This window comes from Halopseudomonas pachastrellae (genome assembly GCF_900114765.1).
GTDB classification, from domain to species: Bacteria; Pseudomonadota; Gammaproteobacteria; order Pseudomonadales; family Pseudomonadaceae; genus Halopseudomonas; species Halopseudomonas pachastrellae.
In genome coordinates, this window is record NZ_FOUD01000006.1 from 112405 (window position 1) to 136282 (window position 23878).

Annotated in this window: 22 protein-coding genes, 2 tRNA genes and 1 pseudogene; 21 read left to right on the forward strand and 4 right to left on the reverse strand. The window is 59.6% G+C overall.

The genetic code is table 11. The features are described from left to right. The first annotated feature begins 5 nt into the window (after positions 1 to 5). Together BM116_RS06265 and BM116_RS06270 are read left to right on the forward strand one after the other, a co-directional pair. Positions 6 to 440: a type II toxin-antitoxin system RatA family toxin gene (locus BM116_RS06265; protein WP_083726898.1), complete on the forward strand. Its 435-nt coding sequence runs from the start codon at positions 6 to 8 to the stop codon at positions 438 to 440. Further along, on the forward strand, positions 433 to 744 hold the full coding sequence (locus BM116_RS06270) for an RnfH family protein (RefSeq protein ID WP_090475050.1): 312 nt from the start codon (positions 433 to 435) through the stop codon (positions 742 to 744). Before BM116_RS06265 ends, BM116_RS06270 begins: the two co-directional genes overlap by 8 nt. A gap of 91 nt (positions 745 to 835) precedes the next feature. Here the strand turns inward: BM116_RS06270 and BM116_RS06275 are convergent. After that, positions 836 to 1189: pseudogene (locus BM116_RS06275) on the reverse strand (outer membrane protein assembly factor BamE); the annotation flags it as partial. Positions 1190 to 1312: 123 nt separating this feature from the next. Between BM116_RS06275 and fur the strand changes: the two are divergent. Continuing rightward, positions 1313 to 1720 carry a ferric iron uptake transcriptional regulator gene (gene fur / locus BM116_RS06280; RefSeq protein ID WP_083726892.1) on the forward strand — a complete coding sequence of 136 codons (408 nt, stop codon included), beginning with the start codon at positions 1313 to 1315 and terminating at the stop codon, positions 1718 to 1720. Between the two features lie 61 nt (positions 1721 to 1781). On the opposite strand, the gene recN is transcribed toward fur, so the two are convergent. After that, positions 1782 to 3458 carry a DNA repair protein RecN gene (gene recN, locus BM116_RS06285; protein ID WP_083726890.1) on the reverse strand — a complete coding sequence of 559 codons (1677 nt, stop codon included), beginning with the start codon at positions 3456 to 3458 and terminating at the stop codon, positions 1782 to 1784. A 211-nt stretch (positions 3459 to 3669) separates the two neighbouring features. On the opposite strand from recN, the gene grpE reads away from it, so the two are divergent. The 4 genes from grpE to dapB all read left to right on the forward strand — a co-directional run bounded on the left by grpE (position 3670) and on the right by dapB (position 8331). Beyond that, the gene (gene grpE, locus BM116_RS06290) at positions 3670 to 4242 is read left to right on the forward strand and encodes a nucleotide exchange factor GrpE (RefSeq protein WP_083726888.1); all 573 of its coding nucleotides are present in this window, start codon (positions 3670 to 3672) and stop codon (positions 4240 to 4242) included. Positions 4243 to 4330: 88 nt separating this feature from the next. After that, positions 4331 to 6253: a molecular chaperone DnaK gene (gene dnaK / locus BM116_RS06295; protein WP_083726886.1), complete on the forward strand. Its 1923-nt coding sequence runs from the start codon at positions 4331 to 4333 to the stop codon at positions 6251 to 6253. A gap of 123 nt (positions 6254 to 6376) precedes the next feature. Further along, on the forward strand, positions 6377 to 7510 hold the full coding sequence (dnaJ, locus tag BM116_RS06300; protein ID WP_083726884.1) for a molecular chaperone DnaJ: 1134 nt from the start codon (positions 6377 to 6379) through the stop codon (positions 7508 to 7510). A gap of 14 nt (positions 7511 to 7524) precedes the next feature. Then, the gene (gene dapB / locus BM116_RS06305; protein ID WP_083726882.1) at positions 7525 to 8331 is read left to right on the forward strand and encodes a 4-hydroxy-tetrahydrodipicolinate reductase; all 807 of its coding nucleotides are present in this window, start codon (positions 7525 to 7527) and stop codon (positions 8329 to 8331) included. A 63-nt stretch (positions 8332 to 8394) separates the two neighbouring features. Here dapB and BM116_RS06310 read toward each other — a convergent pair whose 3' ends face one another. Further along, positions 8395 to 9171, reverse strand: a complete 777-nt coding sequence (locus BM116_RS06310; protein ID WP_090475052.1) for a hypothetical protein — start codon at positions 9169 to 9171, stop codon at positions 8395 to 8397. Between the two features lie 350 nt (positions 9172 to 9521). Between BM116_RS06310 and carA the strand changes: the two genes are divergently transcribed. Genes carA through BM116_RS06330 form a run of 4 tightly spaced genes read left to right on the forward strand, consistent with a single transcriptional unit; the run spans position 9522 to position 14805 of the window. Continuing rightward, positions 9522 to 10658: a glutamine-hydrolyzing carbamoyl-phosphate synthase small subunit gene (carA, locus tag BM116_RS06315; RefSeq protein ID WP_083726878.1), complete on the forward strand. Its 1137-nt coding sequence runs from the start codon at positions 9522 to 9524 to the stop codon at positions 10656 to 10658. A 32-nt stretch (positions 10659 to 10690) separates the two neighbouring features. After that, positions 10691 to 13906: a carbamoyl-phosphate synthase large subunit gene (carB, locus tag BM116_RS06320; RefSeq protein ID WP_083726876.1), complete on the forward strand. Its 3216-nt coding sequence runs from the start codon at positions 10691 to 10693 to the stop codon at positions 13904 to 13906. A gap of 3 nt (positions 13907 to 13909) precedes the next feature. Beyond that, entirely contained in the window at positions 13910 to 14383 is a 474-nt protein-coding gene (gene greA, locus BM116_RS06325; RefSeq protein ID WP_083726874.1) for a transcription elongation factor GreA, read from the forward strand. Further along, positions 14380 to 14805 (forward strand): hypothetical protein, encoded by a 426-nt coding sequence (locus BM116_RS06330; RefSeq protein WP_083726872.1) that lies wholly within the window; start codon positions 14380 to 14382, stop codon positions 14803 to 14805. The genes greA and BM116_RS06330 overlap by 4 nt, the downstream gene beginning before the upstream one ends. 12 nt (positions 14806 to 14817) lie before the next feature. Here the strand turns inward: BM116_RS06330 and yhbY are convergent, their stop codons facing one another. Then, positions 14818 to 15132 (reverse strand): ribosome assembly RNA-binding protein YhbY, encoded by a 315-nt coding sequence (gene yhbY / locus BM116_RS06335; protein WP_083726870.1) that lies wholly within the window; start codon positions 15130 to 15132, stop codon positions 14818 to 14820. 78 nt (positions 15133 to 15210) lie between these two features. Between yhbY and rlmE the strand changes: the two genes are divergently transcribed. The 10 genes from rlmE to nusA all read left to right on the forward strand — a co-directional run bounded on the left by rlmE (position 15211) and on the right by nusA (position 23848). Next, positions 15211 to 15840 (forward strand): 23S rRNA (uridine(2552)-2'-O)-methyltransferase RlmE, encoded by a 630-nt coding sequence (gene rlmE, locus BM116_RS06340; RefSeq protein ID WP_083726868.1) that lies wholly within the window; start codon positions 15211 to 15213, stop codon positions 15838 to 15840. Between the two features lie 183 nt (positions 15841 to 16023). After that, positions 16024 to 17964, forward strand: coding sequence for an ATP-dependent zinc metalloprotease FtsH (ftsH, locus tag BM116_RS06345; RefSeq protein WP_083726912.1), 1941 nt, complete (start codon positions 16024 to 16026; stop codon positions 17962 to 17964). A 7-nt stretch (positions 17965 to 17971) separates the two neighbouring features. Beyond that, the gene (folP, locus tag BM116_RS06350) at positions 17972 to 18838 is read left to right on the forward strand and encodes a dihydropteroate synthase (RefSeq protein WP_083726866.1); all 867 of its coding nucleotides are present in this window, start codon (positions 17972 to 17974) and stop codon (positions 18836 to 18838) included. 13 nt (positions 18839 to 18851) lie between these two features. Beyond that, positions 18852 to 20195, forward strand: coding sequence for a phosphoglucosamine mutase (gene glmM / locus BM116_RS06355; protein ID WP_083726864.1), 1344 nt, complete (start codon positions 18852 to 18854; stop codon positions 20193 to 20195). 67 nt (positions 20196 to 20262) lie between these two features. Beyond that, positions 20263 to 21021, forward strand: a complete 759-nt coding sequence (gene tpiA / locus BM116_RS06360) for a triose-phosphate isomerase (RefSeq protein WP_083726862.1) — start codon at positions 20263 to 20265, stop codon at positions 21019 to 21021. Continuing rightward, complete coding sequence (gene secG / locus BM116_RS06365) at positions 21021 to 21419, forward strand: preprotein translocase subunit SecG (RefSeq protein ID WP_083726860.1); 399 nt, start codon at positions 21021 to 21023, stop codon at positions 21417 to 21419. The genes tpiA and secG overlap by 1 nt, the downstream gene beginning before the upstream one ends. 28 nt (positions 21420 to 21447) lie before the next feature. Beyond that, positions 21448 to 21532, forward strand: a tRNA-Leu gene (locus BM116_RS06370). A 104-nt stretch (positions 21533 to 21636) separates the two neighbouring features. Next, positions 21637 to 21713: transfer RNA gene (locus tag BM116_RS06375), tRNA-Met, on the forward strand. A 147-nt stretch (positions 21714 to 21860) separates the two neighbouring features. Further along, the gene (gene rimP / locus BM116_RS06380; protein ID WP_083726858.1) at positions 21861 to 22316 is read left to right on the forward strand and encodes a ribosome maturation factor RimP; all 456 of its coding nucleotides are present in this window, start codon (positions 21861 to 21863) and stop codon (positions 22314 to 22316) included. A 50-nt stretch (positions 22317 to 22366) separates the two neighbouring features. Beyond that, positions 22367 to 23848 carry a transcription termination factor NusA gene (gene nusA, locus BM116_RS06385; protein WP_083726856.1) on the forward strand — a complete coding sequence of 494 codons (1482 nt, stop codon included), beginning with the start codon at positions 22367 to 22369 and terminating at the stop codon, positions 23846 to 23848. Positions 23849 to 23878 lie beyond the last annotated feature (30 nt).

Genomic DNA, 23878 nt, shown 5'->3' on the forward strand with positions numbered 1-23878 from the left:
ACGGCATGACGCATATTCAGCGCTCGGCTTTGCTGCCTTACCCGGCGAGCCATTTGTATGAGCTGGTAAATCGGGTGGAGCATTACCCCGAATTTCTGCCCTGGTGTTCCGGGGCGACCATTCTCAGTGAGTCCGAGCATGAGATGTGCGCGCGGCTGGACATCGCCAAGGCGGGTGTCAGTCAGTCTTTTACCACGCGCAACACCCTGGTCCCGGGCGAGCGCATCGCTCTGCAACTGGTAGACGGGCCGTTCAGTGATTTTCGCGGGGTCTGGGAGTTCAAGGCGCTGAGCGACTCTGCCTGCAAGATCACCCTGGATCTGCACTTCGAGTACGCCGGTGCTCTGGTCAAGGCAACCCTTGGGCCGCTGTTCAATCAAGCAGCCAATGCCATGGTGGATGCCTTCTGTCAGCGCGCCAAGGAGACCTGGCGTGGCTGATAAAAGCGTTGTGGTGGAGGTGGCCTATGCGCTGCCGCACAAGCAGAAGATCCTGTCGTTGACGGTGCCGGAAGGCACCAGCATGCGTGCTGCGGTGTGTCAGTCGGGCATTGAGCAGCACTTTCCTGAGATTGATCCGCTGCAGTGTCCGCTGGGGATATTCGGTAAGGCGGTGCCCAAGCCGGATGAGCGGGTGCTGGCGGCAGGGGAGCGGGTGGAAATCTATCGCCCGTTGATTGCCGATCCGAAGGAGGTGCGCAAGCAGCGCGCTGCCAAGGCCAAGGCGGCCAAGGCGGAGGATTAAGCGCGTAGGAGGCGGGCAGCGCTGTGGTGATTGCGCTGCCTTGGGGAGGTTACTCGCCGGTGCCGAGCGGGGCACCCAGATCGACCGGGTAGGTCTCGACGCCGCTGCCGCTCATGATCTCTTCGTCTGAGCTTTTGCCCGGCATGAAGTCGCCGGCTAGGCCGACCAGGCGGTTGTCTTCAAAGGTCAGGCTGATGCGCTCTTGCACGCGATCGTTGTGACCGGATTCCATGCTGTACAGGTAGTCCCAGCGATTCGGGTGGAAGGTGTCCTGAATCAGCGGCGTGCCCATGATGAAGCGAACCTGGCGGGTGGTCATGCCCGGGCGCAGCTGATCAACCATCTCCTGGGTGACGACGTTGCCCTGCTGAATGTCGATTTTGTAAATGCCCGGGATGATGCCGCAACCGGAAAGCAGGGTGATAGATGCACTGCATAGCAGTATGCAAAGGTTTCGATTAAAGCTTTTTCGCGTCACGTGCTAACATCCGCTATCGTGGAATGGCTGAAAAGGCCGATCATACCCGACTCATCCCGCCCTGCGAAGCGCTGAACGAGAATACTAGCCATGCTTGAAAATCAAGAACTCCGCAAAGCCGGCCTCAAGGTCACCCTGCCCCGGGTCAAGATCCTGCAGATGCTGGACGGCTCGACTGAGCGCCACATGAGCGCAGAGGACGTATACAAAGCACTCATGGAGGCAGGCGAAGACGTTGGTCTGGCCACTGTTTATCGTGTGTTGACCCAATTTGAGGCTGCCGGTCTGGTGGTGCGCCATAACTTTGATGGCGGCCATGCTGTATTCGAGCTGGCAGACGGTGAGCACCATGACCACATGGTGTGCGTCGACTCGGGTGAAGTCGTTGAGTTCTTTGATGCAGAGATTGAGCGCCGTCAGCGCGAGATCGTCAAGGAACACGGCTTTGAGCTGGTCGACCATAATCTGGTGCTGTACGTGCGCAAGCCGCAAAAATAAGTGCATCGCCACACAAAAAAAACCGGGCCTGGTGTCCGGTTTTTTTGTGCCTGCGCCAAGGTCAGTCGGCGGTGGCGCTCAGCAGCTTGCGGGCGTGGGCCAGCGATTCATCGGTCAGGTCAATGCCGCCCAGCATGCGGGCTACTTCCTGAATGCGGGCATCGGTGTCCAGTTGGTCGATGCAGGTGCGGGTGCTGTTGCGGGTCTGCTGTTTGCGCACGAACAGGTGTTGGTGCCCCTGCGCTGCAACCTGTGGCAGGTGGGTGACGGTCAGCACTTGCCCGCGGGCGCCGAGCTGGCGCAGCAGTTGGCCGACAATCTCTGCGGTCGGCCCGCCAATACCCACATCCACCTCATCAAATACCAGCGTGGGCACGCGGGATGTTTGCGCTGTGATCACCTGGATGCCGAGGCTGATGCGTGACAACTCGCCGCCGGAGGCGACCTTGGCAAGCGGCTTGGCGGGTTGGCCCGGGTTGGCGCTGACCAGAAATTCAACATTCTCCAGGCCGGTGACCGGGTAAGTGTCTGCATCCAGCGGCGTCAGTTGCAGCTCGATGCGTCCGCCCGGCATACCAAGGCGCTGAATCTCCTGGGTAACCGCCTTAGCCAGTTTGCCGGCGCCTTTGCTGCGCTGGGCCGAGAGTTTTTCGCTGAGCTGACGGTAGTGCGCTTGATAGGCGGTTAGCTCTTCCTGTAGGCGCTCGGCGTCGGCGGCCTGCTGTTGCTGGCCTTCGAGTTCGTCAATCAGTTGCTGCTGCAAAACCGGCAGCTCGGCCGGCTGGATGCGATGCTTGCGGGCCAGCTCAAAGATCGCACTCAGGCGTTCTTCTACATATTGCTGGCGCTCCGGGTCGGCCTCGAAATGATCCAGATAGCGGGTCAGCTCGCCCACGGCTTCTTCAATCTGAATCTGGGCGCTGGCGATCAGGTCGCTGGCTTCGCCCAGCTGGCTGCTGTGGCTTTTGAAGCTGTCCAAACGCTGCAGGCTGGCGGTCAGAGCTTCGAGCACGCTGCCGGCATCGTTCTCACTGCAGATATTGATGACCTGCTGGCACGAGTGCAGTATCTGGTCGGCACTGGCCAACTGGCGCTGTTCGTTTTCCAGCTCTTCCAGTTCACCGTCCTGCAGGCTGAGGTTGTCCAGTTCGTCCAGCTGGTAGGCCAGCAACTGCTGGCGCGCGCTTTGCTCTTCGCTCTGGCGGCTGGCCTGTAACAGGGCCTTTTCAGTCTGGCGGCAACGCTGTGCGGCAAGCTGAACCTGGCGCGCCAGCTCCCCGGCCCCTGCGTATTCGTCGAGCAGGCGGCGGTGGGTGTCGGTTTTCAGTAGCGACTGGTGTTCATGCTGGCTGTGAATGTCGATGAGCATTTCGCCAAGGGCGCGCAGATCCTGCTGGGGGCAGGGGGAGCCGTTGATGTAACCGCGTGAGCGACCTTCTGCGGTGATGACGCGGCGCAGGATGACCTGCTCGTCGTCTTGCGTCAGGTCGCGCTCATCCAGCCACTGGCGTGCCTCCGGGATGTGACTGATGTCGAAGGTGGCGAGGATGTCCGCCTTGTCGCTGCCCGGGCGCACGGCGCCGCTGTCGGCGCGGTCGCCGAGGGTCAGGGCCAGAGCGTCGAGCATGATCGATTTGCCGGCGCCGGTTTCCCCGGTGATCACACTCATGCCGCCGCCCAGATCCAGCTCCAGGTTGTCGACGATGGCGTAGTTGTTGACCGCGAGATGGACCAGCATGGCGCGTGCTCCTGTTGTTTGTTCTGGTTGTTTATACAGTAGTTTTCCCGGTGTCTACAAGCCCCCTCAATCTGTCTTTTGATCTCCCCTTGAAGGTTGTGGGAATGGCCCCATATAGGTTGCCAGGCAACGCCAGTGACGCTGGCGGATCATCATTGACAGGCTGTGAGCCCAGCGCCGCAGCGCCATAACCCTATGACAGGAGAAAGACATGGCAGAGGAACAGAGACCGGATCTGCAGGATCAGGACGCGGCTACCGAGGCAGCCGTTGAAACGCCTGAGGGCGATCTTGCGGCGCGTGTGGCAAGTCTGGAAGAACAGCTTGCTGCCGCTCAGGATCAGGCTCTGCGGGCCGTCGCCGATGTGCAGAACGCCCGCCGCCGTGCCGAGCAGGACGTAGAAAAGGCGCACAAGTTTGCGCTTGAGCGCTTTGCCAATGACCTGCTGCCGATCGTCGACAGCCTGGAGCGGGGCCTGGAGCTGTCCAATGCCGACGATGAAGCCATCAAGCCGATGCGCGAAGGTATCGAGCTGACCCTGAAAATGTTCGCCGACACCCTGGCCCGTTTCCAGGTGGTGCCGGTCGTACCCGAGGGTGAGCCCTTCAACCCGGAGCTGCATCAGGCCATGGCGATGGAAGAAAGCGCCGCCGTTGAAGCCAACACCGTGCTCAAGGTTTTCCAGAAGGGTTACACCCTGAGTGGTCGCCTGCTGCGCCCGGCAATGGTTGTGGTGAGCAAGGCTCCAGCCGCCGGCACTCAGTCGATTGACGAGCAGGCTTGAAATTGATTTTGCAGACCCCATCAAGGGTTCATGCACAGATAAACAGCGCCGCTGACTGAACGCGGCAGCCAGATTCGGAGAGAAGCATATGGGCAAGATTATCGGTATCGACCTGGGGACCACCAACTCCTGTGTCGCCATTTTGGAAAACGGTTCCGCCAAGGTTATCGAGAACGCCGAGGGTGCGCGCACCACGCCGTCCATCGTCGCCTACACCAATGACGGCGAAACTCTGGTTGGCCAGTCTGCCAAGCGTCAGGCGGTCACCAACCCGCAGAACACCCTGTACGCGGTCAAGCGTTTGATCGGCCGCCGTTTTGAAGAAGACGTCGTACAGAAAGACATCAAGCTGGTGCCCTACAAGATCGTCAAAGCCGACAACGGTGACGCCTGGGTTCAGGTAAATGACGAGAAGATGGCGCCGCCGCAGGTGTCGGCCGAAGTGCTGAAGAAGATGAAGAAAACCGCCGAAGACTACCTCGGCGAGCCGGTCACTGAAGCGGTTATCACCGTACCGGCCTACTTCAACGACAGTCAGCGTCAGGCCACCAAAGACGCCGGTCGCATCGCTGGTCTGGAAGTCAAGCGCATCATCAACGAGCCGACCGCAGCTGCTCTGGCCTACGGTATGGACAAGGCGCGTGGCGACTCCACCGTTGTCGTATACGACCTGGGTGGCGGTACCTTTGACGTGTCCGTGATCGAAATTGCCGAAGTTGACGGCGAGCACCAGTTTGAAGTGCTGGCCACCAACGGTGACACCTTCCTGGGTGGTGAAGATTTCGACATGCGTCTGATCGACTACCTGGCAGACGAGTTCAAGAAAGAGAACGGCGTTGATCTGCACAACGATCCGCTGGCTCTGCAGCGTCTGAAAGAAGCGGCTGAAAAGGCCAAGATCGAGCTGTCTTCCAGTCAGCAAACTGACGTTAACCTGCCGTACATCACTGCAGATGCGTCCGGTCCGAAGCACCTGAACGTCAAGGTCACTCGCGCCAAGCTGGAATCGCTGGTTGAAGACCTGATCAAGCGCAGCATCGAGCCTTGCCGCATCGCAATGCAGGATGCTGGCCTGGATGTGACCGATATCAACGAAGTGATTCTGGTGGGTGGTCAGACCCGCATGCCGCTGGTACAGAAGACCGTTGCCGAGTTCTTCAACAAAGAGCCGCGCAAAGACGTTAACCCGGACGAAGCGGTTGCCATTGGCGCTTCCATCCAGGGCGCGGTTCTGGCTGGTGACGTGAAAGACGTGCTGCTGCTGGACGTGACCCCGCTGTCGCTGGGTATCGAAACCATGGGCGGCGTGATGACTACGCTGATCGAGAAGAACACCACCATCCCGACCAAGAAGTCGCAGGTGTTCTCCACTGCTGACGATAACCAGACTGCCGTGACCATTCACGTGCTGCAGGGTGAGCGTAAGCAGGCGTCGCAGAACAAGTCGCTGGGTCGTTTCGATCTGGCCGACATTCCGCCGGCGCAGCGTGGCGTACCGCAGATCGAAGTCAGCTTTGACATCGACGCCAACGGTATTCTGAACGTGTCTGCCAAAGACAAGGCGACTGGCAAAGAGCAGTCCATCGTGATCAAGGCGTCTTCCGGTCTGTCGGATGACGAAATCGACAAGATGGTGCGTGATGCCGAGGCCAATGCCGAGGAAGATCGTAAGTTCGAAGAGCTGGTGACCGTGCGCAACCAGGCCGATCAGCTGGTCCATGCGACTCGCAAGACGCTGACCGAGGCTGGCGACAAGGCGACCGACGAAGAGAAGGCTGCTATTGAAACCGCGCTGAGCGATCTGGAAGCGGCGATCAAGACCGGTGACAAGGAAGAGATCGAAGCCAAGATCAACGCCCTGTCCGAAGCGTCTGGTCCGCTGGTTCAGAAAATGTACGCCGAACAGGCTCAGGCCGGTCAGGCTGATGGCGCAGCGGCCGGCGCGGAGTCTGGCAACGATGCCGACGACGTGGTCGATGCCGAGTTCGAAGAGGTCAAGGACAACAAGTAAGTCCTTGATGAACCGGGCCGGGCGGTGCGTTGAGCGCGCCGCCTGACCACTCTGCCTGGCAACGCGGGAGCTTCTCCCGCGTTGCCGTTTGTGCCGAGTGTCTCTCTGAGGGAAATCGAACACATGTCCAAGCGTGATTATTATGAAGTGCTGGGGGTCGAGAAGGGCGCCAGCGAGGCCGAACTGAAAAAGGCCTATCGCCGTTTGGCGATGAAGTTTCACCCTGACCGCAACCCGGATGACGAAAAGGCCGAAGAGAAGTTCAAGGAGGCCACCGAGGCCTACGAAGTGCTGACCGATGCCAACAAGCGCGCGGCCTACGATCAGTACGGTCATGCCGGTGTCGATCCGAACATGGGTGCCGGAGGCGGCGGCTTTGGCGGCGGTAACTTCTCCGATATCTTCGGCGATGTCTTTGGCGACATCTTTGGCGGCGGTGGCCGTGGCGGCCGGTCCAGTGTGCAGCGCGGCAGCGATCTGCGCTACACCCTGGAACTGGATTTGGAGGAAGCCGTCCGCGGCACCTCGGTGACCATTCGCGTGCCGACCCTGGTTGGCTGTGAAACCTGCGATGGCACTGGTGCCAAGAAAGGCACTACGCCAGCGACCTGTACCACCTGTGGCGGTCACGGTCAGGTACGCATGCAGCAGGGTTTCTTTTCTGTGCAGCAGACCTGTCCGCGTTGTCACGGTACCGGCAAGATGATTACCGACCCGTGCAACGACTGTCATGGTGAAGGCCGCGTTGAGAAGCAGAAGAATCTCTCGGTCAAGGTGCCGGCCGGTGTTGATACCGGTGACCGCATTCGTCTGGCTGGTGAAGGCGAGGCGGGTGTTAATGGCGGCCCGGCGGGCGACCTGTATGTCGTTGTCTCGGTGCGCGAGCACAAGATTTTCCAGCGCGATGGCAAAAACCTGTACTGCGAAGTGCCGATCAGCTTTGTTGATGCTGCACTGGGTGGTGAGCTGGAAGTGCCGACGCTGGATGGCCGCGTCAAGCTGAAGATTCCGGAAGGGGCGCAGACTGGCAAACTGTTCCGTCTGCGTGGCAAAGGCGTGACGCCTGTGCGTGGTGGTTCGCCCGGTGATCTGCTGTGCCGCGTTGTGGTCGAGACGCCGGTCAATCTGACCAAGCGTCAGCGCGAGCTGCTGGAAGAGCTGCGCCAGACCCTTGAGGAAGAAGGCTCCAGTCAGTCGCCGCGCGCCAAGAGCTGGTTTGATGGCGTGAAAAACTTCTTTGAAGACATGAAATTCTGAGGCAGGAGCGCAGCATGAGACGTATTGCGGTAATAGGTGCAGCCGGGCGCATGGGCAAGATCCTGATCGAGGCGATTGGCCAGGTTGAAGGTGCTGCGCTGACCGCAGCGATTGAGCGCCCCGAGAGTTCCCTGATCGGCGCTGACGCGGGTGAGCTGGCCGGCGTCGGTCGCCTTGGCGTTGCGATCAGTGGTGATCTGACGCAGGTGGTCGACGACTTTGATGTGCTGATCGACTTCACGCACCCGACAACCACGCTGGTCAACCTGCAAGTCTGCCGTGAGGCGGGCAAGTCGATGGTGATTGGCACGACCGGGTTCTCTGAAGAAGAAAAAGCGCTGCTCGCCGAGGCGGCCAAGGACATTTCCATCGTCTTTGCGCCGAACTACAGCGTGGGTGTAAACCTTTGCCTCAAGCTGCTGGATATGGCGGCTCGGGTGATGGGGGATGACGCGGACATCGAGGTGATTGAAGCGCACCACCGTCACAAGGTCGATGCGCCCTCCGGCACCGCTTTGCGTATGGGCGAGGTGGTTGCTGATGCGCTGGGTCGTGATCTGTCAAAGGTGGCTGTGTATGGCCGTGAAGGGCAGACCGGTGCGCGCGATCCGCAGACCATCGGCTTTGCTACCGTGCGCGCTGGCGATGTGGTGGGTGATCACACGGTGCTCTTCGCTACCGAGGGCGAGCGTGTGGAGATTACCCACAAGGCCTCCAGTCGCATGACCTTTGCCAAGGGCGCTGTGCGCTCTGCCATGTGGCTGGCTGGTCGTGACGAGGGCCTGTTTGATATGCAGGACGTGCTGGGCCTGAAAGACTGAGTCTGTTGGGCGCAGAAAAAAGGCACCGCGAGCGTAAGCTGCGGTGCCTTTTTTGTTGTTACGTTACGGGGTGCCGGCGTTGGCCTCGGCAAGATTGGCCTTCTCGCGGGACAGCTCGTCGAGGGTCTCGGTGTTTTTGCTCAGGTAGAACGCGGCAATGGTGGGTACCCAGTCGGCGTGATGGTTGATCAGTCGCGGCTGGATGAAACTGTACTGCTTGTCCAGCTGCTCGAAGGTAGCCTCGTGCTCTGGCAGCAGCTTTTTCAGTTCGCCCGAGCCGGCATGGATGCGTGCGTCCAGTTCATCAAAGATGCCTTCCTTGCTCGGCAGGAAGTAAACCCCGACGGAGCTGAACATGTTGTTCTGGTAAAGCAGCAGAATGCGATGGGTTTCGATGCTCTGGCGATGCAGGGCGAGCAGGTCCTCAGGGGCGTCGGTAGCCTCGGCGGCATACAGTTCGGCGGCTGCGGTTTCGAGCTTGCCGTGGGCCATCATGATGCGGTTGACGGTCGCCAGGCTGTAATGGGCCTGATCTTCGGCCATGCCTTCGAGTTCGCGGATCAACGCTACGAAGTCGTTGTACAGAGGGCGCAGGTCGCCAGGGTTGTTCATCTGGCGTAGCAGGGCGTCCATTCGGCGCAGGGAGGTATTGTAGATTTCGCGGTTGCCTGGCTCGCGCACGCGCTCGTACAGGTTGTTGTCGATCAGCAGGTAGGTGCCTGCCTCGAAGCCTTCACTGCGGAATTCATGCAGTGCCTGCAGGCGAAGTGGATCGGCATGGGCCAGAGAGGCGATGAGCAGCAACGGCAGCACAAGGATGCGTTTCAAGTGCATATGCATGATTAGGTGTCCCCGAGTCCTGTGTTGTTCTTGTTGTGTTATCCGGGCGCAAGTGCGCTCCGGTGACGGTCTTTGCCGTCTGTTCTGGGCTCCTGCCCGGCGGTTAGCAAGTCGTGTTGTAACACAGACGAGACGGATATTGAAGATGCGAGATGGGTCTGGCGCCCGGCGGTGGCGCGGGCGACGGCAGTGGATATTTCACCCTTGAGCCGTTAAACTATTGCGCTAATCTGTCTATTCAGCGCGTATCTGACAATGCCTTTGCGAGCGGGATGTTGTGTTCAACACTTCATTCCCGCTTTTTTGCAGCCCGCGTTTAGTGAAATGTGTCAGTTCTTTCGGAGGTTTTCTTGTCCAAGCCAGCCATTCTCGCACTCGCCGACGGCAGCGTTTTTCGCGGTGAGTCCATCGGCGCCGACGGTTCCAGTGTTGGCGAGGTCGTGTTCAACACGGCTATGACCGGTTACCAGGAGATCCTCACCGATCCCTCCTATGCGCGTCAAATTGTGACGCTGACCTATCCCCATATCGGCAACACCGGTGTCACTCCTGAAGATATCGAATCCGACGCGGTTCAGGCCGCCGGTCTGGTTATCCGCGATCTGCCGCTGCTCGCCAGCAACTGGCGCTGCAAGCAAACGCTGGATGACTACCTGCGCGAGAACGGCATTGTTGCCATCGCCGGTATCGATACTCGCCGCCTGACGCGCATTTTGCGTGAGAAGGGCTCCCAGAACGGTTGCCTGCTGGCCGGTGATGATATCTCGGAAGAAAAAGCGCTGGAGCTGGCACGCGGCTTCCCGGGCCTGAAAGGCATGGATTTGGCGAAAGAGGTGTCGGTCAAGCAGAGCTATGAGTGGCGCTCCAGTGTCTGGAACCTGGAAACCGACAGCCACCCTGAGCTGGCTGATGCCGAGCTGCCGCACCACGTTGTCGCCTTTGACTACGGCGTGAAATACAACATCCTGCGCATGCTGGTCGCGCGTGGCTGCCGCCTGACCGTTGTGCCGGCGCAGACGCCTGCCTCCGAGGTGCTGGCGCTGAATCCGGACGGCGTGTTTCTGTCCAACGGCCCCGGTGACCCGGAGCCGTGCGACTACGCCATTGCGGCAATCAAGGACATTCTGGAAACGGACATCCCGGTCTTCGGCATCTGCCTGGGGCACCAGCTGCTGGCCTTGGCCTCTGGCGCCAAGACAGTGAAGATGGGCCACGGCCACCACGGTGCCAACCACCCGGTTCAGGATCTGGACACCGGCGTTGTGATGATCACCAGTCAGAACCACGGCTTTGCGGTTGATGAAACCAGCCTGCCGGCCAACCTGCGTCCGACCCACAAGTCGCTGTTCGATGGCACCCTGCAAGGTATTGAGCGTACCGACAAGGCTGCCTTCAGCTTCCAGGGGCACCCTGAGGCGAGCCCGGGCCCGCACGATGTGGCACCGCTGTTCGACCGTTTCATTGACGCCATGAAAAAACGCGCCTGAACCCCGGTACACCCTAGGATTTGTAAACGACTATGCCAAAACGTACAGACATCAAAAGCATTCTGATCCTCGGCGCCGGTCCTATCGTGATCGGTCAGGCCTGCGAGTTTGACTACTCCGGTGCCCAGGCCTGTAAGGCCCTGAAGGAAGAAGGCTTCCGCGTCATTCTGGTCAACTCCAACCCGGCGACCATCATGACCGACCCGGCCATGGCCGACGCGACCTACATCGAGCCGATCAAATGGCAGACCGTTGCCAAGATCATCGAAAAAGAGCGCCCGGATGCGCTGCTGCCGACCATGGGTGGCCAGACCGCGCTGAACTGCGCGCTGGACCTGGAAAAGCACGGCGTGCTGGAGCAGTTCGGCGTCGAGATGGTGGGCGCCAACGCCGACACCATCGACAAGGCCGAAGATCGCTCGCGCTTTGACAAGGCTATGAAAGCCATCGGCCTGGAGTGCCCGCGCTCCGGTATCGCGCACAGCATGGCAGAAGCGTACGGCGTGCTTGAGCAGGTTGGCTTCCCGTGCATTATCCGCCCCTCCTTCACCATGGGCGGCACCGGTGGCGGTATCGCCTACAACCGTGAAGAGTTCGAAGAAATCTGCAACCGTGGTCTGGACCTGTCGCCGACCAACGAGCTGCTGATTGACGAATCGCTGATCGGCTGGAAAGAGTACGAGATGGAAGTGGTCCGCGATAAGAAGGACAACTGCATCATCGTCTGCTCTATCGAAAACTTCGACCCGATGGGTGTGCACACCGGTGACTCCATCACTGTCGCGCCGGCGCAAACGCTGACCGACAAGGAATACCAGATCATGCGTAACGCCTCGCTGGCGGTACTGCGTGAGATCGGTGTCGAAACCGGTGGCTCCAACGTGCAGTTCGGTATTTGCCCGAACACCGGCCGTATGGTTGTCATCGAGATGAACCCGCGTGTATCTCGCTCCTCTGCGCTGGCCTCCAAGGCGACCGGCTTCCCGATCGCCAAGATCGCCGCCAAGCTGGCTGTGGGCTACACCCTGGACGAACTGCAGAACGACATCACCGGTGGTCGCACCCCGGCGTCCTTCGAGCCGTCCATCGATTACGTGGTTACCAAAATTCCGCGTTTCGCCTTTGAAAAATTCCCCAATGCCGATGCGCGCCTGACGACCCAGATGAAGTCGGTGGGTGAGGTCATGGCGATCGGTCGCACCTTCCAGGAGTCCATGCAGAAAGCACTGCGCGGCCTGGAAGTGGGTGTCAGCGGCTTTGATCCCAAGGTCGATGCGGCTGCTGGCGATGTGATGACCGAGCTGACCCGCGAACTGACCGTTCCGGGTGCCGACCGTATCTGGTACGTGGCCGATGCCTTCCGCGCCGGCATGACTCTGCAGCAGGTGTTTGATCTGACCAAGATCGATACCTGGTTCCTGGTACAGATCGAAGATCTGATCAAGGAAGAAGAGAAGGTCAAGACCCTGGGGCTGGCCGATATCGACTACAACCTGATGTTCCGCCTCAAGCGCAAGGGTTTCTCCGATCAGCGTCTGGCTGAGCTGCTGGCTGTGAGCGAGAAAAACCTGCGTCGTCACCGCCACAAGCTGAACGTGCTGCCGGTGTACAAGCGCGTTGATACCTGTGCTGCCGAGTTTGCGACTGATACGGCTTACATGTACTCGACCTACGAGGAGGAGTGCGAAGCCAACCCGTCGGGTCGCGACAAGATCATGGTGCTGGGCGGTGGCCCGAACCGTATCGGTCAGGGTATCGAGTTCGACTACTGCTGCGTACACGCCGCGCTGGCGATGCGCGAAGATGGTTATGAAACCATCATGGTCAACTGCAACCCGGAAACCGTTTCCACTGACTACGACACGTCCGATCGCCTGTACTTCGAGCCGGTGACCCTGGAAGACGTACTGGAAATCGTCCGCGTTGAGCAGCCCAAGGGTGTGATCGTTCAATACGGCGGTCAGACTCCGCTGAAACTGGCGCGCGCGCTGGAAGAGGCCGGTGTGCCGATTATCGGCACCAGCCCGGAAGCGATTGATCGCGCTGAAGACCGTGAGCGATTCCAGCAGATGGTTGAGCGCCTGAACCTGCGTCAGCCGCCGAACGCCACTGCGCGCAGCGAAGACGAAGCACTGGCCCTGTCCAAGCGCATCGGTTACCCGCTGGTTGTGCGTCCGTCCTACGTACTGGGCGGTCGCGCGATGGAAATCGTTTACCAGGAAGAAGAGCTCAAGCGCTACATGCGTGAAGCGGTTAAGGTGTCCAACGACAGCCCGGTACTGCTGGATCACTTCCTGAACTGCGCTATCGAAGTCGATATCGATGCCGTATCCGACGGCAAAGACGTGGTGATCGGTGCGATCATGCAGCACATCGAGCAGGCCGGTGTTCACTCCGGTGACTCCGCGTGCTCGCTGCCGCCGTACTCGCTGCCGGCCAACATTCAGGACGACATTCGCGAGCAGGTGCGCAAGATGGCGCTGGAGCTGGGCGTGGTCGGCCTGATGAACGTACAGATGGCGGTGCAGGGTGAGACCATCTACGTGATTGAGGTAAACCCGCGAGCCTCGCGTACCGTGCCCTTTGTTTCCAAGTGCATTGGTCAGTCGCTGGCCAAGATTGCTGCCCGTGTGATGGCCGGCAAGTCGCTGCAAGAACTGGGCTTCACTGAAGAAGTGGTGCCGCCTTACTTCAGCGTCAAGGAAGCGGTATTCCCGTTTGCCAAGTTCCCGGGTGTTGACCCGATCCTCGGCCCGGAAATGAAGTCCACCGGTGAGGTGATGGGCGTTGGCGACAGCTTCGGCGAGGCCTTTGCCAAATCCCAGTTGGGCTCGGGCGAAGTCCTGCCGACCAGCGGCACCGTATTCATCAGCGTGCGCGAAGATGACAAGCCGTTCGCGGTTGATGTCGTCCGTGACCTGATCGAGCTGGGCTTTGAAGTGGTTGCCACTACCGGTACAGCCAAGGTGCTGGAGGCCGCCGGCCTGACCGTGCGCCGCGTCAACAAGGTGACCGAGGGGCGTCCGCACATCGTGGACATGATCAAGAACGACGAGATTGATCTGGTGATTAACACCACCGAGGGTCGTCAGTCGATTGCCGACTCCTACTCCATCCGTCGCAACGCGCTGCAGCACAAGGTTTACTCCACCACCACGCTGGCTGGTGGCGAGGCTGTCTGCACTGCACTGAAATTCGGTCCGGAGCGCGCTGTGCGCCGTCTCCAGGACCTGCATAAAGGTATCTGATCCATGAAGTACCCGATGACCAAGCAGGGCGCAGAAGCCCTCGAAGTCGAACTCAAGCACCTTAAGACCGAGCTGCGTCCGCAGATCACCCAGGCAATCGCCGAAGCGCGTGAGCTGGGTGATCTGAAAGAAAACGCCGAATACCATGCTGCGCGTGAGCAGCAGGGTATGGTCGAGGCGCGTATTCGCGATATCGAAGGTCGTCTGTCCAATGCACAGGTGATCGACGTGACCGCCATTGCGCACACCGGCAAGGTTATCTTCGGAACCACGGTCACCATCGCCAATGTCGATACCGACGAAGAGGTGGTGTATCAGATTGTTGGTGACGACGAGGCTGACATCAAACAGCGTAAGCTGTCGGTCAACTCGCCTATCGCCCGCGCTCTGATTGGCAAGGAAGAAGGCGAAATCGTGGCGGTCAAAACGCCGGGTGGCGTAGTTGAGTACGAAATCGTCGAGGTTCAGCACCTGTGACGGAGCAGGCTGCCAGTTCAGGTGGTCCGGCGCGGCACGGTGCCGGACGCATTGCCTGGCAGCTACTGCTGACCCTGTGGGTGGGGGCGGTGTGGAGTTTGCACTTCATTCTGCTGCCCGGCCTGCAGCATATGGGGCTGGCGCCTCTGCTGGTTGAAGAGGCTGCTTCGGTACTGCGCCCGTCGGTGATGTTGATCGCGCTGGTGGCCGGAGCGTTGCAGTTGCTTCAGCTCGGGATGCGGCGTGCCGGTTGGCGAGATCTGCGTGTGCAGATGCTGGTGCTGGTGTTGCTGGCGGCGGGGGCGTTTTTTGGCTTTCGTCTGCAGCCGAACCCCTTGTACGGGATTTTCTGCTACCTGGTCGTTGCCTTTGCTGGCCTGGTGCTGGCGGTACAGCCCCGTCCGGATGAGGTGCGGGGCTGACGCGTTACCGGCTCAGAACTCCTGGAAACGCTTGAGGTTGGACAGGTTGGGGTTGGGCTTTTTGGCCCGGCGCAGCAGGATGGCCATCTTGCCGATGACCTGCACCAGCTCGGCGCCACTTTGCTGGCAGGCCTCGTTGATAAGGGCCTGCTTGGCGTCGCGGTCACTGACGGTGACGCGAATCTTGATCAGTTCGTGATCGTTCAGCGCGCGGTCCAGTTCGGCCAGGACGCCTTCGCTGATACCCTGTTCGCTGATAATGACGATCGGCTTCAAATGATGGCCGATGCGCTTGAGATCTTTTTTCTGTGCGGAGCTGAGCGCCATAATGTTCCGTATGAAAATTCATTAAGTGTGTGATGCACTAGTTTAACCGGCGGCGTGGCCCGCTGCACGAGGTATTCCGTGGCACAGTCCAAGACAAGCAAGCGTTGGCTCAAGGAGCACTTTGACGATCCCTTCGTAAAGCAGGCGCAGAAGGATGGTTATCGCTCTCGCGCCAGCTACAAGCTGCTGGAGATTCAGGAGCGTGACCGCATTCTGAAGCCGGGTATGACCGTGCTGGACCTGGGCGCGGCGCCCGGCGGCTGGTCCCAGGTCGCTGCGCGGTTGATTGGCGAGAAGGGGCGCGTCATTGCCTCGGATATTCTGGCCATGGACAGCATTCCCGATGTTACCTTCATTCAGGGCGACTTTACCGAGGACAGTGTCTTCGAGGCCATCCTGGCGGCCATTGGTGATTCGCAGGTAGACCTTGTTATTTCAGATATGGCCCCCAATATGAGTGGAACACCTGCGGTAGATCAGCCGCGGGCGATGTACCTGTGCGAGCTGGCGCTGGATATGGCCGCCAGAGTATTGCGTCCGGGTGGCGATTTTTTGATCAAGGTGTTCCATGGTGAAGGCTTTGACGAGTATTTCCGTGAAATGCGCGGACAATACGACAAGTTGGTGACTCGCAAGCCCGACGCTTCACGCGGGCGCTCGCGAGAGACCTACCTGCTGGCCCGCGGCTTCAAGGGGCGGGCAGAGTAGATTTGGCCGCGCTGCCGGAACCCGGCGTTGTCGATGCAGTCTTTGGTGTCTGGCGACACAGGGCGTTACACAGCGTCGACTGCCGAGTTGGCCTAAACTGGTGTAATGTGGGCAGGGTGGACAACAGACTCAGCAAGGCTCCCGCAATGGTGCTGGGAGCAAGAGGGTAGTGAATTGAACGATATGGCGAAGAACCTCATCCTGTGGCTGATCATTGCCGCCGTACTGGTCACGGTGATGAACAACTTCAGTAGTACCAAGGAACCGGATACGCTGAATTACTCCCAGTTCCTTGATCTGGTAGAGAACCGCCAGGTCGAGCGGGTGACGGTGGATGGCTATATCATCACCGGGCGCGAGCGCAGTGGTGAGTCCTTCAAAACCGTGCGCCCGGCGATTCAGGATAATGGCCTGATCGGCGACCTGCTCGACAACGATGTCATCATCGAGGGCAAGCAGCCCGAGCAGCAAAGCATCTGGACTCAGTTGCTGATTGCCAGCTTCCCGATCCTCATCATTATCGCCATCTTCATGTTCTTCATGCGCCAGATGCAGGGCGGCGGCGGTGGCCGCGGCGGTCCGATGAGCTTTGGCAAAAGCAAGGCGCGCATGCTGACCGAGGATCAGGTCAAAACCACTTTTGCTGATGTCGCCGGCTGTGATGAGGCGAAGGAAGACGTGCAGGAGCTGGTCGAGTTTCTGCGTGATCCGGGCAAGTTCCAGCGCCTGGGCGGTCATATCCCGCGCGGCGTACTGATGGTGGGGCAGCCGGGTACCGGTAAAACCCTGCTTGCCAAGGCAGTCGCCGGTGAAGCCAAGGTGCCGTTCTTTACCATCTCCGGTTCCGACTTTGTTGAAATGTTCGTAGGTGTCGGCGCATCCCGTGTGCGCGACATGTTCGAGCAGGCCAAGAAGCACGCGCCGTGCATCATCTTTATCGACGAGATCGATGCGGTCGGCCGTCATCGTGGCTCGGGAATGGGTGGCGGTCACGACGAGCGTGAGCAGACCCTGAACCAGTTACTGGTCGAGATGGACGGCTTTGAGCCGAACGACGGCATCATCGTGATTGCTGCGACCAACCGCCCCGACGTGCTTGACCCGGCGCTGCTGCGCCCCGGTCGTTTCGACCGTCAGGTTGTGGTGGGTCTGCCGGATATCCGTGGCCGCGAGCAGATTCTCAAGGTGCATATGCGCAAGGTGCCGCTGGGTGATGACGTCAAGCCATCGCTGATTGCACGTGGTACTCCCGGCTTCTCTGGTGCTGATCTGGCCAACCTGGTGAACGAGGCCTCACTGTTCGCCGCGCGTGCCAACAAGCGTCTGGTGGAAATGGGCGAGTTCGAGATGGCCAAGGACAAGATCATGATGGGCGCCGAGCGCAAATCCATGGTCATGTCCGAGAAGGAAAAGCTCAACACGGCGTACCATGAGTCCGGCCACGCAATTGTCGGTCGTCTGGTACCTGAGCATGACCCTGTCTACAAGGTCACCATTATCCCGCGCGGTCGTGCGCTGGGTGTGACCATGTTCCTGCCGGAAGAAGATCGCTACAGCCTGTCCAAGCGCGCGCTGACCAGTCAGATCTGCTCGCTGTTCGGTGGCCGTATTGCCGAAGAAATGACGCTGGGCTTTGACGGTGTAACCACCGGTGCATCGAATGACATCATGCGCGCAACCCAGCTGGCCAAGAATATGGTGACCAAGTGGGGCTTGTCCGAGAAGCTTGGCCCGCTGCAATACGCCGAAGAGGAAGATCAGGGTTACCTGGGCCGCTCTGGCGGTGGTGGGTTGTCTGGCGTGTCTGGTGAAACGGCCAAGCAGATTGATGAAGAGGTGCGCCGCATCATCGATGAGTGCTACGGCACGGCGCGCCGCCTGCTGGACGAGAACCGCGACAAGCTGGATATGATGGCTGAAGCGTTGATGAAGTACGAAACCATCGACACCCAGCAGATTGACGACATCATGGCTGGCCGTGCGCCCCGTGAGCCGAAAGACTGGCAGGGTGATGGCAAGTCCGGTCCGGGCGCTATTGTCACCAGCGACGAGGGTGGCGACAGCAAGCTCGATGAGGCTTCCAAGGGCGCAGGCCCGATCGGTGGGCCGGCCGGGGAGCATTGATTCTGTAATGAGCTCAAGCTCCAGCTGCTCCCGGTTGCTCTGCGGCAATCGGGAGCTTGACCTTTCTCGCGCCCAGATCATGGGCATTCTCAATGTCACTCCGGACTCTTTCTCCGATGGCGGGCGCTTCAACCAGCGCGAGGCGGCGCTGCGGCATGTGGAGCAGATGGTCGCGGATGGAGCCGCTCTGATTGATGTCGGTGGTGAGTCCACCCGCCCGGGTGCGGTGCCTGTGCCGGTAGGGCAGGAGCTTGAGCGCGTGGTGCCAATGGTCGAGGCCATTGCATCACGGTTTGACGTGATTATTTCTGTGGATACCAGCTCCCCTGAGGTCATGACCGCGTCTGCCGCAGCAGGTGCCGGGCTGATCAATGATGTGCGCGCGCTCGAGCGCGAGGGAGCGCTGGAGGCTGCGCGAGCTACCGGGTTACCGGTCTGTCTTATGCATCGCCAGGGTGAGCCTGAGTCAATGCAGCTTGCGCCGCGTTATGCTAGTGTCCTCGACGAGGTAAATGCGTATCTGCAGGCGCGGGTCGAGGTATGCGAAGGCGCCGGTATCGCCCGCGAGCGTCTGGTGTTGGACCCGGGGTTTGGTTTTGGCAAGTCGCTGGAGCACAACCTTCAATTGTTTGCACGCCTGTCTGACTTGCGCCCACAAGGGTTGCCGGTGCTGGTCGGGGTGTCGCGCAAGAGTATGATTGGTCAGGTACTTGATCGGCCCGTCGATCAGCGCCTTTACGGCAGCCTGGCTTTGGCTGCCCTGGCGGTAGACGCGGGTGCGGGCATTATTCGGGTGCACGACGTTGCTGCTACCCGGGATGCCGTCGCAATGGCGCAGGCAGTGCGCCAGGCCCGGCAGTCACAACTTTCATAACAAGAGTTAGTCCATGGAAAAACGCTATTTTGGAACCGATGGCATTCGTGGCCGTGTCGGTGATGCGCCGATTACGCCTGAGTTCATGCTCAAGCTCGGTTGGGCTGTTGGGACTGCTTTTCGGCATCACGGTGCCTGTCGAGTCATTATCGGCAAGGACACGCGGATCTCGGGCTATATGTTCGAGTCGGCGCTGGAGGCGGGTCTGTCGGCGGCCGGCGCGCAGGTCCAGCTGCTTGGCCCTATGCCCACTCCGGCGATTGCCTATCTGACGCGTACCTTTATGGCTGATGTGGGCATTGTTATCAGCGCCTCTCATAACCCCTTTTACGACAACGGCATCAAGTTCTTCTCGGGTGCCGGCAGCAAGCTGCCGGACAGCCTAGAGCTCGAAATCGAGCGCCTGGTCGATAGCCCGATGAGCGTGGTCGACTCGGCTGCCTTGGGTAAAGTTACCCGGGTAGAGGATGCCGCTGGCCGTTATATCGAGTTCTGTAAAAGCAGTGTTCCAACCAGCACCAGCTTCAAAGGGATGAAGCTGGTGCTCGACTGCGCACACGGTGCCACTTACAAGGTGGCGCCCAGTGTCTTTCGCGAGTTGGGGGCAGACGTCGTGGTGATTGGCGCCAGTCCGGATGGGTTGAACATCAATGCGGGGCACGGCTCGACTGATATGGCGGCGCTGCGTGCAGCCGTCTTGCGCGAAGGTGCCGATCTGGGTATCGCGTTTGACGGTGACGGTGATCGCGTATTGATGGTGGATCACGCTGGCGAAGAGGTGGATGGCGATGAGCTGCTGTGCATCATTGCCCTTGATATGCAGCGCCGCGGGATACTCAATGGCGGCGTGGCGGGTACCTTGATGAGTAATCTCGGTCTGGAGCTGGCGCTGAAGGAGCAGGGTATTCCCTTTGTGCGCGCCAAGGTCGGGGATCGCTACGTTATGGCTGAGCTGCGTGAGCGTGGCTGGCTGGTGGGTGGTGAGTCGTCAGGGCACATCGTGTGTCTGCACCATACCTCGACAGGGGACGGCATCATTGCTGCGCTGCAGGTGCTCAAGGCGCTGCAGCGCAGTGAGCAAAGTCTCGCGCAGGCACGCAGTTGCATGCAAAAGTGCCCCCAGAAGTTGATCAACGTGCGCTACGCGCCCGGCCAGGCATCTCCGACGGAAAGCCCGGCGGTGAAGCAGGCTGTTGCCGAGGCCGAGGCCAGGTTGGCGGGTGCGGGGCGCGTGCTGTTGCGTCTGTCTGGTACCGAGCCGTTGGTACGGGTCATGGTCGAGGGCCAGGATGCGGCCAAGGTCGAGCAGGAAGCGACTGCGTTGGCGGCTGTTGTAACCCAGGTGTGCGGCGGGTAAAAAAGTCGGTTGTGTCGCTGATGCAACTTGGTTAAGATTGGCGCCCGCCTGGGCAGAGAGGTATGGCATGCGACGTCCACTAGTCGCCGGTAACTGGAAAATGCACGGTTCACGGCAGTCTGTAGACGCCCTGCTGCAAGGCTTGGCTGCGCAAGAATGGCCTGAAGGGGTTGAGCTGATGATTGCTCCTCCGGCGCTGTATGTTGATCGTTGTTGCGAACAGCTGCAGGGCACGCCAATTCAGGTCGGTGGTCAGGTGTGTGCTGCTCAGGCTGAGCCTGGAGCTTTGACGGGTGAGATCTCGCCCGCCCAGTTGCGTGACGCAGGTTGCGCTTACGTTCTGGTTGGGCACTCTGAGCGTCGTTCGCTGTTTGGCGAGACGGATGAAGTGGTCTGCCGCAAGTTTGCTGCTGCATTGGCCAGCGGTTTGTGTCCTGTGCTCTGTGTTGGTGAAACCCAGGCTGAGCGTGATGCGGGGCAGACAGCTGAGGTGGTAGGCCGGCAGTTGCAGGCGGTATTGGATGTGTTTGGTGTGGGTGGTTTGGCTGAGGGTGTGGTGGCGTATGAGCCTGTTTGGGCGATCGGCACTGGCTTGACGGCAACCCCTGAGCAAGCTCAGGATGTGCACGCCATGATTCGCGCACGGCTCGCAATACTCGATGATGAGCAGGCGCGCAAGGTGCAGATAGTTTACGGTGGCAGCGTGAAGGGTGAGAACGCCGAAGCGTTGTTTGCCATGCCGGATATCGATGGGGGGCTGATTGGTGGAGCCTCTCTCAATGCAGAAGAGTTCGGCGCGATCGCTCGCGCCGCTGGACGAGTGTAATGATTGAGACCGTGATTGTAGTGCTGCACCTGCTGGTGGCTATCGCCCTGGTTGGTCTGGTTCTGATGCAGCAGGGCAAGGGTGCCGAAGCCGGTGCGTCCTTTGGTGCTGGTGCGTCCGGGACTGTGTTCGGCAGTCAGGGGTCTGGCAATTTCCTGAGTCGTGTTACCGCGATTCTGGCGACTGTGTTTTTCCTCACCTCCCTGGGTCTGGCTTACTACGCCAGTCACAAGGCGGATGCGGCGGTTGAGGCGGGTTTGCCGTCCCCTGCGCTGCAGATCGAGCAGGCTGAGCCTGCGCCGGTGCTGGATGAAGATGTGCCGGTGCTGGAGCAGGATGTAGCGCCGAGTGACGTCCCTGAGACGCTGGGCGAGGAAGTGCCGCCGGCAGTCGAGTAAGAACTGGCTGCGGTAGTAAAAAAGTTTTGCGGAAGTGGTGGAATTGGTAGACACGCTATCTTGAGGGGGTAGTGCCTTAGGGTGTATGGGTTCGAGTCCCATCTTCCGCACCAATCAAAATAAGGGCCTGGTTCGACAGGCCCTGTTCTTTTCAGGGGTGGTTTACGCCGGTTGTCTTGTGAGGCTTCTGTGCGTATAATTCATGCCCTAGATTCGACGCGGGGTGGAGCAGTCTGGTAGCTCGTCGGGCTCATAACCCGAAGGTCGTAGGTTCAAATCCTGCCCCCGCAACCAGTCTCAAAAGGCCCCTTTTCAGGGGCTTTTTGTTAGCTATATGTCGGTTTCGGCATTGGTCTCTGGGCTTCGCTTGTGCGAAGTGGCCAGACTCAACGATGGGCTTTTAGGCCCATTTTTTATTCATGCAACAAACAGGCGGTGAATGTGTCCGGCAAAGTGACTGAGTTGGAGGCCCTGCTGGTCCCGGTGGTCGAGGCCTTGGGCTACAGCTGCTGGGGTATCGAATACCTGTCCCAGGGTAAGCACACCCTGTTGCGCGTCTATATAGATCATCCGGAAGGGGTGAGCGTTGAGGCTTGTGCTGCCGTCAGTCGGCAGGCCAGTGCGGTACTGGACGTGGAAGACCCGATTTCAGGTGATTACACCCTGGAAGTCTCGTCTCCTGGTATGGATCGGCCGCTGTTTCGTCTCGAGCAGTATGCAGCCTATGTAGGAGAGCAGGCCAAGATCAGACTGCGCTCGCCCTATGAGGGGCGGCGCAATTTTCAGGGTGTAATTCGCGGCGTGGAAGGTGATGAAGTCGTCTTGCAGGTAGATGATCATGAATACCTGCTGCCGGTCGACTGGATCGACAAAGGCAATATCATTCCGCGTTTTTGAGCAAATTTCGGGCTGCACAGCCCAATGGATGGCGTTAGGCGAGGCATACGATGAGCAAAGAAGTGTTGCTGGTTGTGGAATCCGTTTCCAACGAGAAGGGTGTTCCACCCGGAGTTATCTTCGAAGCGCTGGAGCTGGCGTTGGCGACGGCGACTAAAAAGCGTTACGAAGACGAAATAGACGTGCGCGTGTCGATCAACCGGCACACTGGCGACTACGACACCTTCCGTCGCTGGACCGTTGTGGCCGACGAAGACTTTGATGATCCGGATATCCAGTTGACCCTGGATCAGGCGCAGGAGCGTGACGCCGCTCTGACCATTGGTGACGTCACCGAAGAAAAGATCGAGTCGGTCGAGTTTGGTCGTATTGCTGCCCAGATCGCCAAGCAGGTCATCGTACAAAAAGTGCGTGAGGCTGAGCGGGCGCAGGTAGTAGACGCTTATCGCGATCGCCTGGGCGACATCATCAGCGGCACCGTGAAGAAGGTTACCCGCGACAGCGTTATTGTTGATCTGGGTAACAACGCCGAAGCAGTGCTGCCTCGCGAAGAAATGATCCCGCGCGAAACCTTCCGCTCCGGCACCCGTATCCGTGCCCTGCTCAAGGACATTCGCACCGAGAACCGTGGCCCGCAGCTGGTGCTGTCGCGCGCCTGCCCAGAAATGATCATTGAGCTGTTCCGCATCGAAGTGCCGGAAATTGCCGAAGAGCTGATCGAAGTCATGGGTGCTGCCCGCGATCCGGGTTCGCGCGCCAAGATCGCCGTTCGTTCCAAGGATAAGCGTATCGATCCGCAGGGTGCCTGTATCGGCATGCGTGGCTCGCGTGTTCAGGCTGTTTCCGGCGAGCTGTGCGGTGAGCGCGTGGACATCGTGCTGTGGGACGACAATCTGGCGCAATTTGTGATCAATGCGATGGCGCCGGCGGAAATCGCCTCCATCATTCTCGACGAAGACACCCAAACTATCGATCTGGCGGTCGCTGAAGACAACCTGGCGCAAGCCATTGGTCGCAGCGGTCAGAACGTTCGCCTGGCCAGCCAGCTGACCGGCTGGACCCTGAACGTGATGACTGAGGATGACATCCGCGCCAAGCAGGAAGCCGAGACCGGTGACATTCTGCGCAACTTTGTCGACGAGCTGGATGTAGACGAAGAAGTCGCACAGATGCTGGTTGAAGAAGGGTTCACCACCCTGGAAGAGGTGGCCTACGTGCCGATGGAAGAGTTGATGGAGATTGATGGCTTTGACGAGGATATCGTCAACGAGCTGCGTGCGCGTGCCAAAGATCGCCTGCTGACCAAGGCCATCGCCAATGAAGAAAAACTGGAAGATGCCCAGCCGGCTGACGACCTGCTGAACATGGAGGGTATGGACCGAGCGCTGGCGTTCCAGCTGGCTGCTAGCGGCATCCTGACAATGGAAGATCTGGCCGAGCAGTCTGTTGACGATCTGCTCGACATCGACGGTATCGATGAAGAGCGTGCTGCGGCTCTAATCATGGCAGCCCGCGCCCCCTGGTTTGAATAACCGGTCGGACTCGACGAGATTCCCCCTGCG